Origin of the sequence: Gordonia sp. CPCC 205515, assembly GCF_048537925.1 — a bacterium.
Lineage (GTDB): Bacteria > Actinomycetota > Actinomycetes > Mycobacteriales > Mycobacteriaceae > Gordonia.
Window position 1 is genome coordinate 13,723 of record NZ_JBCLVJ010000020.1, and the last position, 15,278, is coordinate 29,000.

The window sequence follows — 15,278 nt, forward strand, 5'->3', positions numbered from 1 at the left end:
TCTGATCCCATGTCCATCGTCACCGAACCACTCGACACCACCAGCCCGGTCGCCTCGACCGACCCGATGGGCGACTCCGTCGCCACCAAGAAGGTGCCCTCCGGTCAGCCCTCGATGTGGCGACTCCTGTTGCGCGACAAGTTCGCCACCGTCGCCGCCGCGATCCTGACCATCGTGCTCCTCGTGGCCGTCTTCGGACCCTGGCTCGTCGGCGACGCCGCCACCGACCAGAACCTCGACGAATCCAACCTGCCGCCCTTCAACCTCGACACCGGGTGGATGAACATCCTCGGCACCGACCCTCTCGGCCGGAGCATGCTCGCCCGGCTGATCGTCGCTTGCCAGACAACGCTGCTGGTGTCGATACCGGCGGTGGTCATCTCCTGCATCATCGGCAGTGCGATCGGCATGTGGGCCGGCTACCATCGCGGCTGGCGCGAAACCACGGCCATGCGCATCGCCGACGTCATCATGAGCTTCCCGTCGCTGCTGCTGGCCGTGGTCATCCTCTACGTGTTCTCGCCCAGTGCCGCGAACATCGTTGCGGTGCTGGCCATCACCCGCATCCCGATCTACCTGCGGACCGCCCGTGCCGAATCCGCCGAACTGCAGAGCCGCGTGTTCGTCGACGCGGCACGAACCTTCGGCGCCAGTAGCGGTGCCATCCTGCGGGGCCACGTGCTGCCCATCCTGCTGCCGACGCTGTTGACCGTCGCGACCCTGGACTTCTGCTACGTGATGCTCGCCGAATCGTCACTCTCCTTCCTGGGCATCGGAATCCAGCCGCCGGAGATCAGCTGGGGCCTGATGGTGTCGCAGGGCCGCACGTACCTGCAGACCGCCTGGTGGCTGTCGTTCTTCCCGGGCCTGGCGATCGTCGTCACCACCGTCTCGGCCACCCTGCTCGCCGCCTGGGCGCGCATCGCCACCGATCCCGGCCAACGATGGCGCCTGACCACGCCGAACGCCCGGAAGCGGTTCTTCTCCTCGCGAAAGGCTGTCCAATGAGCGCACCCACCCTGACCGACCCCGCCACCGACACCGACGACCGCGTCGCGATCGACGTCGAGGACCTGACCGTCGACCTACGCACTCCGACCGGCACCGTCCGGGCCGTCGACCACGTGTCCTTCCGCGCCCGCCGCGGCGAAACCCTGGCACTGCTGGGCGAATCGGGCTGCGGCAAGTCGATGACCGCGCAGGCGCTGGTCGGACTCCTCGCCCCGATCGCCTCGGTCACCGACGGCACGATCACCATCGACGACATCGACCTCGTCTCCGCGAGTGACGCCGTCCGGCGCCGCATGGCCGGCACCGAACTCGCGATCGTGTTCCAGGACGCGCTCACCGCACTCAATCCGGTCTACACGGTCGGTACGCAGCTCGCCGAACCCTTCCGCATCCACCGCAAGATGTCGAAGAAGCAGGCGCGCCACGAGGCCATCGAACTGATGCGGCACGTCGGCATCCCGGAGCCGGAAACGCGTATCGACTCTTACCCGCATCAGTTCTCCGGCGGCATGCGCCAGCGTCTGCTCATCGCGATGGCGGTGGCGCTGAGTCCCAAGGTATTACTCGCTGACGAACCGACCACCGCCCTCGACGTCACCGTGCAGGCGCAGATCATGGCGCTGCTGCAACGGCTCCGCGAAGAGCACGACATGGCCGTAATCCTCATCACCCACGACTTGGCGCTGGTCGCCGAACAAGCCGACCGCGTGGCCATCATGTACGCCGGCAACGTCGTCGAAACCGGTCCCGTGAACGAGGTTTTCGGCAACCCCCGGCATCCCTACACCAAGGGACTGCTCGACTCCGTCCCGGTGAGCGCCGAACGCGGTGCCGACCTGAAGTCCATCGGCGGCACACCGCCAGATCTGCACTCGATCCCGGTCGGTTGCGTCTATCAGGCTCGCTGCCCGCTCGCCCGTGGTCGCTGCATCGACGAGCGTCCCACCCTGACCCGCATCGATGACAAGCGCGCCGCCGCATGCCACTTCTCCGAGGAGACACCCAATGCCTGAGCTCACAGAACCGCAGGTTCTCGAGGTCCGCGATGTCGGCAAGACCTTCACCGTGTCCGGTAAATCGGGGCGCAAACAGCTCCGCGCCCTCGACGGCATCAACCTCGACCTCCGACGCGGCGAGACACTCGGTCTGGTCGGCGAATCCGGTTGCGGCAAGTCCACTCTCGCCCGCACCCTGATGATGCTCGAACGCCCCGACGACGGTACCGTCCGCTGGGACGGCACTGACCCGTACCGACTCAAGGGCAAGGACCTCCTGGCGCTGCGCCGCAAGGTGCAGATGGTATTTCAGGATCCCTATGCCTCCTTGAACAATCGGATGAGTGCCGCCGAGATCATCGCCGAGCCGTGGCGCACCCACAAGGATCTGTACCCACGCAAGCGTGACCGCGCCGCCCGCGTACGAGAACTGCTGCACCTGGTCGGATTGCGGCCCAGCGACGAACACCGCAGTCCCCAGGAGTTTTCCGGTGGACAACGGCAGCGTCTCGGCATCGCCCGCGCCTTGGCGCTCAATCCCGAGGTCATCATTTGCGACGAGCCGGTGTCCGCTCTGGACCTCTCCGTCCAGGCCCAGGTTCTCAACCTGCTCAACGAACTGCAGACCGAACTCGACATCTCCTACATCTTCATCTCCCACGATCTGTCGGTGGTCCGGCACGTCGCCGATCGCGTCGCGGTCATGTACTTGGGTCGAATCATCGAAACTGGCAGCACCGAAGCCGTTTTCGACAATCCGGCGCATCCGTACACCGAAGCCTTGATGTCGGCGGCTCCGACACTCGACGTCGACAAACGTCGGGAACGCATCCTGTTGCAGGGGGAGGTGCCGTCCCCACTGAATCCGCCGTCGGGGTGCCGCTTCCGCACGCGTTGTGCGCACGCCACGGATCTGTGCGCCACCGCGACACCACCCACCGTCGTCGATGCGGCCGAAGCCGAGCACATCGTCGAGTGCTACCACCCGCGCGGCCGTGTCGCACTGGGTATGCCTGCGGTGGCGTGAGTGCAATGGCGTTCGCGGTCATCGCCATTGCGGTGTGTCTTGCCTCCTGCATGCAGGCCTCCATCGGGTTCGGCATGGGCATGTTGGCCGCACCGGTCGTTGCCCTCGTCGAGCCCTCGCTGCTGCCGGGTACCCTCATCGCCTCGGCCACCGTGGTCAGTCTCATGGTGGTGGTGCGTGAGCGCACCAGCCTCGACCTGCGGGGCACCGGATGGGCGCTGGCCGGACGGATACCGGGCACCATTGCCGGTGCGTTGCTGCTGATGTGGCTACCCGAACGGGGACTGGCCCTGATGCTGGCCGCCGTGGTGCTCAGCGGTGTGGTGCTCGCAGGACTCGGCTGGCAGCCAATGCCTCTGCGGCGCAACCTCGCCACCGCGGGCGCCGCCTCCGGGCTCCTGGGCACCGCGACCTCGATCGGCGGACCGCCGATGGCGCTGGTGATGTCGGGGGAGGAGGGCGCCAAGGTACGCAGCAACATGAGTGCGTTCTTCCTCGTCGGCAGCCTCATGTCGCTCGGTGCGCTACTCGCGACCGGACACCTGCACACCGACATCGCACTCACCGTGGTGGCACTCATCCCGGCCGTCGTCGCCGGATATGTGGCCTCGCGGTTCGTCAACCGCCATCTCGACAAGGGTCGGCTGCGGGCCGCATCGATCGCGGTGTCGTCGCTCGGCGCGGTGCTGCTCATCGGGCAGCAATTGTTCTTCTGACGCCTGGGATTCGTGGAGGTACGAGATGAAAGTCGTGATCGGGGATCGAAATCTATTGCCCCACCGGGACCTGTTCCTGTCCCTGGTGGAGCCGGTCAACCCGGAGGTGTCGTGGCACGAACGATTCGACGAGGACACCCTTGTCGACGATCTCGCCGACGCCGACGTCCTCGTGGGCGGCCGATGCACCCCGGCGATGGCGCAGGCGGGTCGACGACTCCGGCTGGTCCATTCCGGCGGCGCCGGCACCGACAAGGTCAGCTTCGCCGATCTTCCGTCGGAGACCATCGTGGCCAACACCTTCCACCACGAAGACGCCATCGCCGAATACATCGCAGCGGCCACCGTCATGCTCCGTCGCGGACTCATCGAGCAGGATGCGGCGCTGCGCAACGGGGTGTGGGCCACGTCGGTCTATCAGGACGGTCTGGCGCAACCACGGACCCTGCGCGGTGCCATGATCGGCTATGTCGGATTCGGGCATATCGGCCGGCGGACCGCGAATCTGTTCGGCGCCATGGGAGCTCGGGGGTGTGTGATCACCGGATCGGGCCGGGTGGCCGACGCCGCCGGGCTCGAATGGCATTCCGACACCGCAGATCTCGGCCGACTGATGAAGGAATCGGAGGTGGTGGTGGTGTCAGCCCCGCTGACCGATCGCACCACCGGACTGATCGGCGCCGCTGAACTCGAGGCGCTGGGACCGGACGGGATTCTGGTCAACGTCGGTCGGGGTCCGCTCGTCGTCGAGCAGGCACTGTTCGATGCGCTGCGGGACAACGTGATCGGTGGCGCGGCCGTCGATGTCTGGTATCGGTATCCGACCTCCGGGGATCGGGCCGAGCCGTCGGCTCTACCGTTTGCCGAACTGCCGAATCTGTTGATGACCCCGCACACGTCGGGCGTCGCCCATGACACGTTTGTCGGTCGCGTCCACGACATCGCCGACAACATCTGTCGCCTCGCCGACGGACGTCCGCTGGACCGTGTTGTGCGACCCGCTCCCACCACCAGTGTCGATACCTCGAGTGCATCGATTGGACGGAGATTTGACTTGGACATGAATGGATAGGCGGCTCTACCGTCTAAGTATGGCTCGGGTCACGTCAGGTGATCCCCGACGTGACCGGAGCCCTTCCAACCACCATCGACCATTTAGGGATTGATTCACATGACGACCGCAGAGCGGACCGCCACCCTGACCGGACAGATGATCATCGCCGGCGAGTACGTCACCGGTTCCGGCACCGCGATCCACGCCATCAACCCGGCCACCGATGAACGGCTTCAGCCGGCCTACGCATACGGCACCGCCGACCATGTCGCTCGGGCCACCGCCGCGGCCGCCGCGGCTTTCCCGATCTACCGCAACACCACCTCGGCGGACCGCGCCGACTTCCTGGACGCGATCGCCGACAACCTCGACGCGGCAACCGAGGACCTGGTGGAGCGCGCCACCGCCGAGACCGGACTCCCGGTCGGCCGCATCACCGGCGAGGTCGGCCGCACCAGCGGTCAGCTCCGGTTGTTTGCGGCGGTCCTGCGCGAGGGTAGCTGGAACGGTGCCCGTATCGATCCGGCGATGCCCGACCGCACTCCGCTGCCGCGGGCCGACATCCGTCAACGCAAGGTTCCCCTCGGACCCGTCGCGGTGTTCGGCGCCAGCAACTTCCCCCTCGCCTTCTCCGTCGCCGGCGGCGACACCGCCTCCGCGCTCGCCGCGGGCTGCCCGGTGGTCGTCAAGGCGCACGAGGCGCACCCGGGGACCTCCGAACTCGTCGGACGGGCCGTCACCGAGGCGATCGCCGCCACCGGCATGCCCGCCGGCACCTTCTCCCTGCTCTACGGCAGCGGCCGGGAACTCGGCATCGCGCTGGTCACCGATCCGGCCATCAAAGCCGTCGGCTTCACCGGATCACGTTCCGGCGGTACCGCTCTCGTCGCCGCGGCGGCATCACGGCCCGAACCGATCCCGGTCTATGCGGAGATGAGTTCGATCAACCCGGTCTATCCGCTGCCCGGCGCACTGCGCGCCGGCGCCGCCGATCTCGGTCGTGCATTCATCGGTTCTCTCACCCTCGGTTCCGGACAGTTCTGCACCAACCCCGGACTCGTCATCGCCGTGGACTCGCCCGACCTCGACACCTTCATCGAGGCGGCCGCCGAGGCCGTCGCCGCGAGTACCCCGACCGCGATGCTGACACCCAACATCGCCCGGTCCTACGCCAACGGCGTCGACGACTTCACCGGCGCGGCAACAGTTGTGGCGCGTGGCACCGACACCACCGAGCCCAACACCTGCCGAGCCGCCCTGTTCGTCACCGACGCCGACACCTTCCTCGGCTCGGAGACACTGCAGCAGGAGATCTTCGGATCGTCCAGCCTGATCGTGAAAAGCCGCGATGCACAACAGGTCCGGGAGGTGACCGCGAAACTCGAAGGCCAGCTGACCGCGACCATCCACACCGACGACACCGACCACGCCGAGGCCGGAGATCTGCTGCAGATCCTCGAACTCAAGGCCGGACGCATCCTGTTCAACGGATGGCCCACCGGCGTCGAGGTCGGCCATGCGATGGTGCACGGCGGACCCTTCCCGGCGACGTCGGACAGCCGCACCACCTCCGTCGGGTCGCTGGCCATCGAACGATTCCTGCGCCCCGTCGCCTACCAGGACGTCCCGACAGCGCTGCTGCCCTCGGCCATCGCCGACGGCAACCCCGATCAGATCTGGCGTCGCATCGACGGCGAACTCACCCGCAACTGAAACCCTGAATCACCCTCATTCACAAGGAGTCCCATCATGCTCGACGGCGTTCTGTTCTTCCCTGTCACTCCCTTCGACGCGCAGGGTGAGGTCGACTACGACCGCCTCGCCGAACACATCGACCGCGGTGTCGCCGCAGGCCCCGGCGGCGTGTTCGTCGCCTGCGGCACCGGCGAGTTCCACGCACTGGGCCTGACCGAGTTCGGCGAGATCGTCCGCCGCGCCGTCGAGGTCGTCGCCGGTCGAGTCCCGGTCTTCGCCGGTGCCGGTGGTTCCCTCGTGCAGGCCAAGGAGTTCGCGGTGAGCGCCAAGGCCAATGGTGCCGACGGCATCCTGCTGCTGCCGCCGTACCTCGTGACGATGCCGCCGGCCGGCCTCGCCGAGTACACCCGGCAGGTGGCGGCGGTCACCGATCTTCCGGTCATCGTCTACAACCGCAGCAACGCAGTTTTCGACGAAGCGTCTGCGGTGCAGGTGGCACAACTGCCGACGGTGATCGGATTCAAGGACGGCACGGGCGATCTCGACAACGTCTCCCGCATCGTCATCGCGGTGAAGGCGGCACTCGCCGACACCGGCAAGGAGTTCTTGTTCTTCAACGGGTTGCCGACCGCCGAGATCACCCAGCAGGCCTACCGCGCCATCGGCGTCACCTTGTACTCGTCGGCCACCTTCGCGTTCGCCCCGGAGATTGCACTCGCGTTCTACAACTCCCTCGAGACCGGCAACACCGAACTCACCGAAGCCCTCCTGCGGGAGTTCTTCCACCCCCTCGTCCGGCTGCGGAACAAGGTGCCCGGCTACGCGGTCTCGCTGGTCAAAGCCGGTGTGACGCTTGAAGGTATTGACGCCGGACCGGTCCGCGCACCGCTCGTCGCACCCACCGCCGAGCATCTCGCCGAACTCGAGCGCATCACCGCAGCCGGCCGGGCTGTCATCGCCGGTGCCCTCGCCTCGACCGTCACCGCCTGACATGCACCCGTCGACGATCACCGGCGTCACCGTCACCCCGGTGGCCTTCGCCGACCCGCCGCTGCTCAACACCGTTGGCGTACACCAGCCGTACGCACTGCGGGCGATCATCCAGATCGAGACGGCGGGCGGGCTGCGCGGACTCGGCGAAACCTACGCCGATACCGCCCACATCACCCGCATGGAGGCGGCCGCCGAGGTGATCGTCGGCCTGGATGCATTCGCGCTCAACCGTATTCGCGAAGTCATCGACGAGCGTATCGGTCAACTGTCGGTGACCGGCGGCGACGGTGTCGCCGGCATGATCACCACTGCCAGCACCACCGACCGGGTGTTCTCCCCGTTCGAGGTCGCCTGCCTCGATATCCAAGGCAAGACCCTCGGACGGCCGGTCAGTGACCTCCTCGGCGGAGCCGTCCGCGACCGGGTGCCGTTCAGCGCCTACCTCTTCTACAAGTGGGCCGGCCATCCCGGCTTCGACGCAGACGACTGGGGCGAGGCACTCGACCCGGCAGGGCTTGTGCGGCAAGCACGCCGCATGATCGACGAGTACGGCTTCACCGCCATCAAACTCAAGGGCGGCGTCTTTCCGCCCGACGAGGAAGTAGCCGCGATCAAGGCGCTGCACGCCGAATTCCCCGGCGTTCCACTGCGTCTCGACCCGAATGCCGCATGGACCGTGGACACCTCGGTGCGGGTGGCCGCCGAACTCGACGGCATCGTCGAATACCTCGAGGACCCGACACCGGGACTCGACGGCATGGCGGAAGTTGCGGCCGAGGCGAAGATGCCGTTGGCAACCAACATGTGCGTGGTCGCGTTTGATCATCTCAAGCCGGCCGTGCTGAAGAACTCGGTATCGGTGGTGCTGTCCGATCACCACTACTGGGGTGGACTGCAGCGCTCACGGCTGCTCGCCGGCATCTGCGACACCTTCGGCATGGGGCTCTCGATGCACTCGAACTCGCACCTCGGCATCAGCCTCGCCGCCATGACCCATCTCGCCGCCGCCACACCCAACCTCACCTACGCCTGTGACACGCACTGGCCGTGGAAGACCGAGGACGTCGTGCAGTCCGGCGTACTGCGCATCGTCGACGGGGCGGTGCCGGTGCCCACCGGGCCGGGCCTCGGCGTTGAACTCGACGAGGCGGCGCTCGAACGTCTGCACCAGCAGTACCTCGACTGCGGTCTGCGAGAGCGTGATGACACGGGGTACATGAAGTCCGTTGATCCGGGGTTCGAAAACACCTGTCCGCGTTGGTGAATCGGACACACCGGACCAACCGCCCGTCGATCGGATCGGCCTGAACCGAAAGGTCGGCAGGCCGGTCCGCAGGGCGTACGATCACCCCTCGTGACGAAGAAATGGTTTGCCCGAATTGTTCCATTGATCACCGCGGCGACGATGATGGTCGCGGGCGTCGCACAGGCCCAGGCGGCGCCTGACTCCATCTATCAAGTGCTGACCGACGCGCGGCCCAACAGCGGTGGCGTGATCCTGCTGTCGCCGTCGAACCTGCTCGATAACCCGGCGGTGCCCCGACTGGGCAACGTCGCGCCGAGCACGCCGGGTGAGTTGCAGGTCCGCGCACGCAACGGCCGGATCCTCGCCAAGCATCCGATCCCCAAGGGGCAGGACGCCGGCAACTTCCAGATCCAGACCTACCAGGGCAAGCGTGTCTATACCTGGTGGCAGGGCAGCTCCAAGCCCGGTCACGGCTCCGGAACCTACTTCATCGCCGACAAGAACTTCCACGTGCTGCGCAACTTCCAGACACCACGTGGCACGTCCGGTGACCTGCACGAGTTCCGCATCCTGCCCGACGGCCGCGCCGCGGTCTCGAGCTATGTGACCACCTCCGCCGAGATCGGCGGTGTCCGCATCCCGGTGATCGACTCCCGCTTCTACATCATGAACATCGCCACCGGCCACGCCGACTTCTCGTGGAGCGCACTGGCACACGTCCCGGTCAGCGCGAACACCACCCCATTGCCGATCCCGGGCGAGGGACTCGACTACTTCCACATCAACAGTGTCTTCCCCGACGGCCACGGCAACTACCTCATCTCGTCGCGCAACACCTCGGCGCTCTATCTGATCGACGGCCGCACCGGCAAGGTGCGGTGGGTCATCGGCGGTAATCGGTCGACGGTCAAGGTCGATCCGGCAGCGAGCTTCGCCAACCAGCACGACGCCCAGTTCACCGGGGACGGCGCGATCCGCCTGTTCGACAACCACGCCGCGGTACCCGGCGTCGGCGGCCCGTCGGCGATCCTCACCATCCGGCCGGATTGGCGCAGTGGAACGGTCAAGCTCGTCTCCCGGTGGGAGCACCCGCAGCATCTGACCGCGTGGGCGATGGGCAACGCGCAGCGCCTGTCCGACGGCTCGATCTTCGGCGGCTGGGGCACCACCGGACACATCACCCAGTTCGATGCCCGCGGCCGACTCGTCTGCGACGCCAAACTGTCCGGGACGCTGACCACCTACCGCTCGTTCTGGTATCCGCAGGGGGTTTGAGACGAGCCCGCTCACCACAATCGATAAACAGTCGCGATCAATCCGCCGATCCTCACTCTTTCTCTGAGCACAATCGCGGCCTTACCATCGAATTTCGGCCACCTCGCCAGCCCACCTGTAGCCGAACTGAGGAGCGCTCGACGATGTCCGAGTCCGCGACAACGACACACCCGCCGAGCCCGATGGTCGGCATGATCGAGCGTCCGCCCGGCCCGGTGCTGCGGCCGCGGCGCGTGCTGCAGGATTTCGGTGGCACCTATCTGGTCAATGGCGTTGTCGGACTGATCTTTTCCGCCTCCGGTCCGGTGGCGATCATCCTGGCTGCCGGTGCCGCCGGGCATCTGAGTGCCGCGCAGTTGTCGTCGTGGATCTTCGGGGTGTTCGTGCTCAACGGCATCCTCACCATGATCACCAGCTGGGTGTACCGCATGCCGCTGGCCTTCGCGTGGACCATCCCGGGGACCGTGCTCGTCGGGTCGTCGTTGGGTCACCTCTCGTGGCCGGAAGTGCTCGGGGCGTTCCTGGTGACCGGCGCACTGATCACGCTGATCGGTGTGACCGGGCAGGTCGGGCACGTCATGGCCGCACTGCCGCAGCCGATCGTGATGGCGATGGTCGCCGGGGTGTTCCTGCACTTCGGTGTGGACATCGTGAAGTCGGTGGGCGGCGATCCCGCCATTGCCATTCCGATTGTCGTCGTCTTCTTCGTGCTGCAGAGTCACGCGGTGCTGCGGCGGTGGATGCCGCCGATCATCGGCGCCTTCCTCGTCGGCGCGATCGCAGTCGCGGTGACCGGCAGCTTCCAGCCGCAATCGGGGTCGACGACCTGGTTCGCCGCACCCGTGCTGCAGGCACCGGAGTTCAGCTTGCGGGCGATGCTCGAGTTGGTCGTCCCGCTCGCGATCACGGTGATCGTCGTGCAGAACGGTCAGGGCGTCGCGATCCTGCAGGTCGCCGGTCACCGTCCGCCGGTGAACGCGGTGACCATCGCGGCCGGTGTCTGGTCGATGCTGGCCTCGGCGTTCGGTGCGGTGTCGTCGTGCCTCGCCGGTCCGACCAACGCGTTGCTCGTCGCGAGCGGGGAACGGCAGCGTCAGTACACCGCGGCGCTGACGTTCGGCATCCTCGCGGTCGGCGTCGGGCTGTTCGCGCCGGCGTTCGTCGACCTCATGCTGGCGATGCCGGCGGCGTTCATCGCGACCGTCGGCGGACTCGCCCTCCTCGGCGCCCTGCAGAACGCGTTCCGGGCGGCATTCGAGGCGCGGTTCACCATGGGCGCGCTGGTGACCTTCCTGGTGTCGATCTCGGAACTGGACTTCCTCAACATCGGTGCCGCGTTCTGGGGACTGATCGCCGGGGTGGCGGTGTCGTTCCTGGTCGAGCGCGATGATTTCCGGGCACGCCGAGCCGGGTAACCCGCCCGCGTCGAATTGCCGGAATCGCACGGCTCGCGTACCGAGCCACTAGGGTGAGTGCAGCACCACACTTGGGCCCGAGGACAGCCGGATGGACGCTCACGATCCGCTGACGACGCAGCGGGATGTCGCTCCCGACATCGCCGGGGAACTCCGTGCGTCCGGGTTCGACGAACCGATCGTCGTCGGCCGCGGCGGCTTCGGTGTGGTGTACCGCTGCGAGCAGCCCGCTCTCGACCGGACGGTCGCGGTCAAGGTCCTCACCGATCACTTCGACCCGGCCAGCGTCGAACGTTTCATGCGTGAGCAGCGCGCGATGGGCCGGCTGTCGGGGCATCCAAATATCGTCAACATCCTCGAGGTCGGTGCGACGCCGGGCGCGTTTCCGTTCATCGTCATGCCGTTCCACGCGCACGGCTCCCTGGATGCCCGCATTCGAGCGCACGGCCCCCTCGAATGGCGCGACGTCCTGCACCTGGGCGTCAAGATGTGCGGTGCGCTGGAGACCGCACATCGCAGCGGCACCCTGCACCGCGACATGAAGCCCGGCAACATCCTGCTCACCGAATACGGCGAACCACAGCTCACCGACTTCGGCATCGCCCGCATCTCCGGCGGCTTCGAAACCGAGACCGACATGGTCACCGGATCGCCGGCATTCACCGCCCCCGAACTCCTCGCGGGCGGGGAGCCCACGGTGGCCTCCGACATCTACGGACTGGGCGCCACACTGTTCTGCGCGCTGACCGGACACGCGGCCTTCGAACGACGCAGCGGCGAACAGGTCGTCGCGCAATTCCTGCGGATCGCCAGCCAACCCGTCCCCGATCTGCGCAAGGCGGGTGTGCCCGATGAGGTGTGCCGCACCGTCGAACACGCCATGTCCCGGGAACCCGAGGACCGGGCACGCAGCGCCGTCGACTACGGCAACGAACTCCGCGACATCCAACAGCGCCTCGGTGTCGCCGTCGACGACATGGCGATCCCCGTGGAAGCAGCGTCCTCGCCACTGCTCACGGTGCCCTCGCGGTCGACGCCCGAGCACACCACCGCGCCACCGACGCCGGCCACCAAGTTCCGGCCCCCATTGCGGCCGCGTGCCCAGGTGCCACGTAAGCATCTGATGGACATCCTGCGAGCGGGAGAGCAACGGCGGCTCATCCTGATTCATGCGCCCGTCGGCTACGGCAAGACAACGGTCGCCGTCCAGTGGGGCGAAGAGTTGACCCGCGACGGGGTCACCGTCGCGTGGCTGACCGTCGACGACGACGACAACACCTCCACCTGGTTCCTCACGCATCTGCTGGAGGCGATCCGCCGCGTCGACCCCGACATCGTCGGCGACCTCGCTGAGATGATCGAAGAACACGGCGACAAAGCGCAACAGTACGTCCTGACCACCCTGATCGATGCCATCCACGACCGTGGGCAGCGGGTGGCGCTGATCGTTGACGACTGGCATCAGGTCACCGATCCTGCCGCACTCGGCGCCATGGAGTTCCTCCTCGATCATGGAAGTCATCACCTGCAGTTGATCATCACCAGCCGTACCCGCTCGGGTTTGCCGCTGAGCCGGATGCGGGTCAGTGACGAGCTCGTCGAAATCGATGTCGCCGGACTATGTTTCGACGCCGACGAAGCGCGGTCGTTCCTGGTCGACGTCGCGGGTCTCGAACTCGAGTGCAGCGACATCACGCAGCTCTGGAACTCCACCGACGGCTGGGCGGCCGCGCTGCAGCTCGCGTGCCTGTCGCTGCGTGGGGCGGACAAACCCGCCGAGCTCATCGGCCACATCTCCGGACGACATCACGCCATCGGCGACTTTCTCGCCGAAAACGTCTTGGGTGCACTGGAACCCGAGATGCTCAGCTTTCTGCTGACCATCTCCATCCCGGATCGGGTGTGCGCGAGCCTGGCCACTGCCCTGTCCGGAGAGGCCCGCGGACAGGCGCTGCTGGAGGATGTCGAGACGCGAGACCTGTTCCTGCGACGCAACGACGACGACGGCGACTGGTTCTCCTTCCATCCGCTGTTCGGTGAGTTCCTCCGCCGTCGCCTCGAACGCGACCACCCCGAACGTGTGACGCCGTTGCACCGCACGGCATCACAATGGTTCGCCGATCACAACCTGCTCGCCGAGTCGGTACATCACGCGCTCGACGCGGACGATGCCCCGCGTGCGGTGGAACTCGTCGAGCAGCATGGCCGCGATCTGATCGAACACTCGCACGTGGCAACACTTCTCGGGCTCATCGACAAATTGCCGCCGCTCGCGGTGGCGTCGAGTCCGTGGCTGCAGCTGTGGCTCGGCTGGTCCAACATGCTGATGCACCGCACCGACACGGCGCACGCCGCGCTCGAACGGGTGGACGCGGCGCTGGTGGCACAGCGGGATGCCGATCTCGACGTCGCCGTCATCAAGGCCGAGGTCGATGTTGCCGAAGCCTGTGCGCGAGCGATCTCCGACCGATTCGACGGCGTCGACGACCTCATCAACGAAAGTCTGGAACATCCGGACACGGTGCCGCCGTTCGTCGTCTCGGCCGCAGCCAACGCCGCAACCGCCAGCGCAACCGGACGATTCGATTTCGCGGCGGCACACCGCTGGCAGGCGTGGGCGGCGCCCTATCACCACCAGAACACCGGACCCTACGGCGGCATGTACGGCTACGCCCTGGACGGTATCGCGTGGTTCGAGCAACTCGATCTCGACCGCGCCGAGCACTGCTTCCGCACCGCGGTCCAGGTGTCCGGGCGCACCCATTCCGGCCAAACCCAGATCGCCCGACTGGCCAGCGTCCTGCTGGCCGAACTGCTCTACGAACGGGGTCGGATCGACGAATCCGCCAAGCTGCTCGACGAGGCGTTCCGGCTCGGCGTCGCCGAAGGATTGACCGATATGATCAAGGCGCGCTTCCTGGTTGGGGCGCGACTGGCCGTCTTCCACGGCGACCGCAAGGCAGCCGCCGACATCCTCGACGACGGCGCGGACACCGCCGAACAGCTCGGCTCACGACGCCTGCGCGCCCACATCGAAGCCGAACAGGCCGCCCTCGGGCTGCCTGCGCGCCGCGGACTCCGTTCCCGCGTGCCCTACGACAACCGGGCCATCGAGCCCAAGGCCAACGCCATTCGGATCGCCCAACTCACCGAAGAAGTGGCGATCCGATTGCTCATCGAGGACGGCAGCACCGACCTCGCCTGCCGGTGGGCCCGCGAATGGGTCGACCGACTCGCCGACAGCGGCCGCCCCCGCGCACTGCTCCGTTCGCAGCGACTCCTCGCCACCTGTCTGTCCGCCGCGGGCCGCGAGTTCGAGGCGAAGCGGTGCGCCGCAGTGGTTCTCGCGCGATGTGCGACGACCGGCATGGCGCGGCATCCCATGGACGGCGGCGACATCTTCCGTCACCTCGTCGAAGATATCCGTGTCGATCTGGGTGACGGACACATCACCGCCGACTTCGACGCCGTCCCAGTGGAGTTCGTGGAGCGGCTGTTGCGGTCTTCCTCCGCTGGGTGAGCTGCGGCCACTCTCCGCCGGCGAGCGGGGTCCACTTTCCGCTGGTTGAGCCGCGACCACGTTCCGCTGGTTGAGCCGCGACCACGTTCCGCTGGTTGAGCCGCGGCCGCTCTCCGCCGGCGAGCGGCGTGCACTTTCCGCTGGTTGAGCAGCCCGCGAGGCGCCAGCCGAGCGAGCGTGTCGAAACCACCCATTCGATGACAGGCGTGGGGGTTTCGACACGCGTCGGGCTCGCAGGCTCGCTCGTCGCTGCTCAACCGGCGGTGGAAGCCAGACTCAGAAAATCCCCAACGACTGGAGCAGTTGGTAGACCTGGTACAGCCCGATGATC

11 protein-coding genes are annotated in these 15,278 nt (G+C 66.9%); all 11 read left to right on the top strand.

Annotation, left to right across the window (positions count from 1 at the left end):
• Positions 1-9: 9 nt before the first annotated feature.
• The 11 genes from AAFP30_RS25550 to AAFP30_RS25600 all read left to right on the top strand — a co-directional run bounded on the left by AAFP30_RS25550 (position 10) and on the right by AAFP30_RS25600 (position 14,947).
• Positions 10-1,008 carry an ABC transporter permease gene (locus AAFP30_RS25550; RefSeq protein WP_419232854.1) on the top strand — a complete coding sequence of 333 codons (999 nt, stop codon included), beginning with the start codon at positions 10-12 and terminating at the stop codon, positions 1,006-1,008.
• The gene (locus AAFP30_RS25555) at positions 1,005-2,024 is read left to right on the top strand and encodes an ABC transporter ATP-binding protein (RefSeq protein ID WP_419232855.1); all 1,020 of its coding nucleotides are present in this window, start codon (positions 1,005-1,007) and stop codon (positions 2,022-2,024) included. The genes AAFP30_RS25550 and AAFP30_RS25555 overlap by 4 nt, the downstream gene beginning before the upstream one ends.
• Positions 2,017-3,033 carry an ABC transporter ATP-binding protein gene (locus AAFP30_RS25560; RefSeq protein ID WP_419232856.1) on the top strand — a complete coding sequence of 339 codons (1,017 nt, stop codon included), beginning with the start codon at positions 2,017-2,019 and terminating at the stop codon, positions 3,031-3,033. The genes AAFP30_RS25555 and AAFP30_RS25560 overlap by 8 nt, the downstream gene beginning before the upstream one ends.
• Positions 3,030-3,749, top strand: a complete 720-nt coding sequence (locus AAFP30_RS25565; RefSeq protein WP_419232857.1) for a sulfite exporter TauE/SafE family protein — start codon at positions 3,030-3,032, stop codon at positions 3,747-3,749. The genes AAFP30_RS25560 and AAFP30_RS25565 overlap by 4 nt, the downstream gene beginning before the upstream one ends.
• A 25-nt stretch (positions 3,750-3,774) precedes the next feature.
• Positions 3,775-4,821, top strand: a complete 1,047-nt coding sequence (locus AAFP30_RS25570; protein WP_419232858.1) for a 2-hydroxyacid dehydrogenase — start codon at positions 3,775-3,777, stop codon at positions 4,819-4,821.
• Positions 4,822-4,920: 99 nt separating this feature from the next.
• Complete coding sequence (locus tag AAFP30_RS25575) at positions 4,921-6,516, top strand: aldehyde dehydrogenase (NADP(+)) (protein ID WP_419232859.1); 1,596 nt, start codon at positions 4,921-4,923, stop codon at positions 6,514-6,516.
• Positions 6,517-6,552: 36 nt separating this feature from the next.
• Positions 6,553-7,488, top strand: coding sequence for a 5-dehydro-4-deoxyglucarate dehydratase (locus tag AAFP30_RS25580; protein ID WP_419232860.1), 936 nt, complete (start codon positions 6,553-6,555; stop codon positions 7,486-7,488).
• 1 nt (position 7,489) lies between these two features.
• A complete protein-coding gene (locus tag AAFP30_RS25585) occupies positions 7,490-8,755 on the top strand; it encodes a glucarate dehydratase family protein (RefSeq protein ID WP_419232861.1) in 1,266 nt (421 codons plus the stop codon).
• A gap of 90 nt (positions 8,756-8,845) precedes the next feature.
• A complete protein-coding gene (locus AAFP30_RS25590; protein ID WP_419232862.1) occupies positions 8,846-10,012 on the top strand; it encodes an arylsulfotransferase family protein in 1,167 nt (388 codons plus the stop codon).
• A 143-nt stretch (positions 10,013-10,155) separates the two neighbouring features.
• Positions 10,156-11,427, top strand: a complete 1,272-nt coding sequence (locus AAFP30_RS25595) for a benzoate/H(+) symporter BenE family transporter (RefSeq protein ID WP_419232863.1) — start codon at positions 10,156-10,158, stop codon at positions 11,425-11,427.
• 91 nt (positions 11,428-11,518) lie between these two features.
• Positions 11,519-14,947, top strand: a complete 3,429-nt coding sequence (locus AAFP30_RS25600; protein WP_419232864.1) for a protein kinase domain-containing protein — start codon at positions 11,519-11,521, stop codon at positions 14,945-14,947.
• Positions 14,948-15,278: the final 331 nt, after the last annotated feature.

Coding starts and splice junctions, on each gene's coding strand:
- AAFP30_RS25550 (WP_419232854.1), top strand. CDS start 10: ATGTCCATCGTCACCGAACCACTCGACACCACCAGCCCGGTCGCCTCG.
- AAFP30_RS25555 (WP_419232855.1), top strand. CDS start 1,005: ATGAGCGCACCCACCCTGACCGACCCCGCCACCGACACCGACGACCGC.
- AAFP30_RS25560 (WP_419232856.1), top strand. CDS start 2,017: ATGCCTGAGCTCACAGAACCGCAGGTTCTCGAGGTCCGCGATGTCGGC.
- AAFP30_RS25570 (WP_419232858.1), top strand. CDS start 3,775: ATGAAAGTCGTGATCGGGGATCGAAATCTATTGCCCCACCGGGACCTG.
- AAFP30_RS25575 (WP_419232859.1), top strand. CDS start 4,921: ATGACGACCGCAGAGCGGACCGCCACCCTGACCGGACAGATGATCATC.
- AAFP30_RS25580 (WP_419232860.1), top strand. CDS start 6,553: ATGCTCGACGGCGTTCTGTTCTTCCCTGTCACTCCCTTCGACGCGCAG.
- AAFP30_RS25585 (WP_419232861.1), top strand. CDS start 7,490: ATGCACCCGTCGACGATCACCGGCGTCACCGTCACCCCGGTGGCCTTC.
- AAFP30_RS25595 (WP_419232863.1), top strand. CDS start 10,156: ATGTCCGAGTCCGCGACAACGACACACCCGCCGAGCCCGATGGTCGGC.
- AAFP30_RS25600 (WP_419232864.1), top strand. CDS start 11,519: ATGGACGCTCACGATCCGCTGACGACGCAGCGGGATGTCGCTCCCGAC.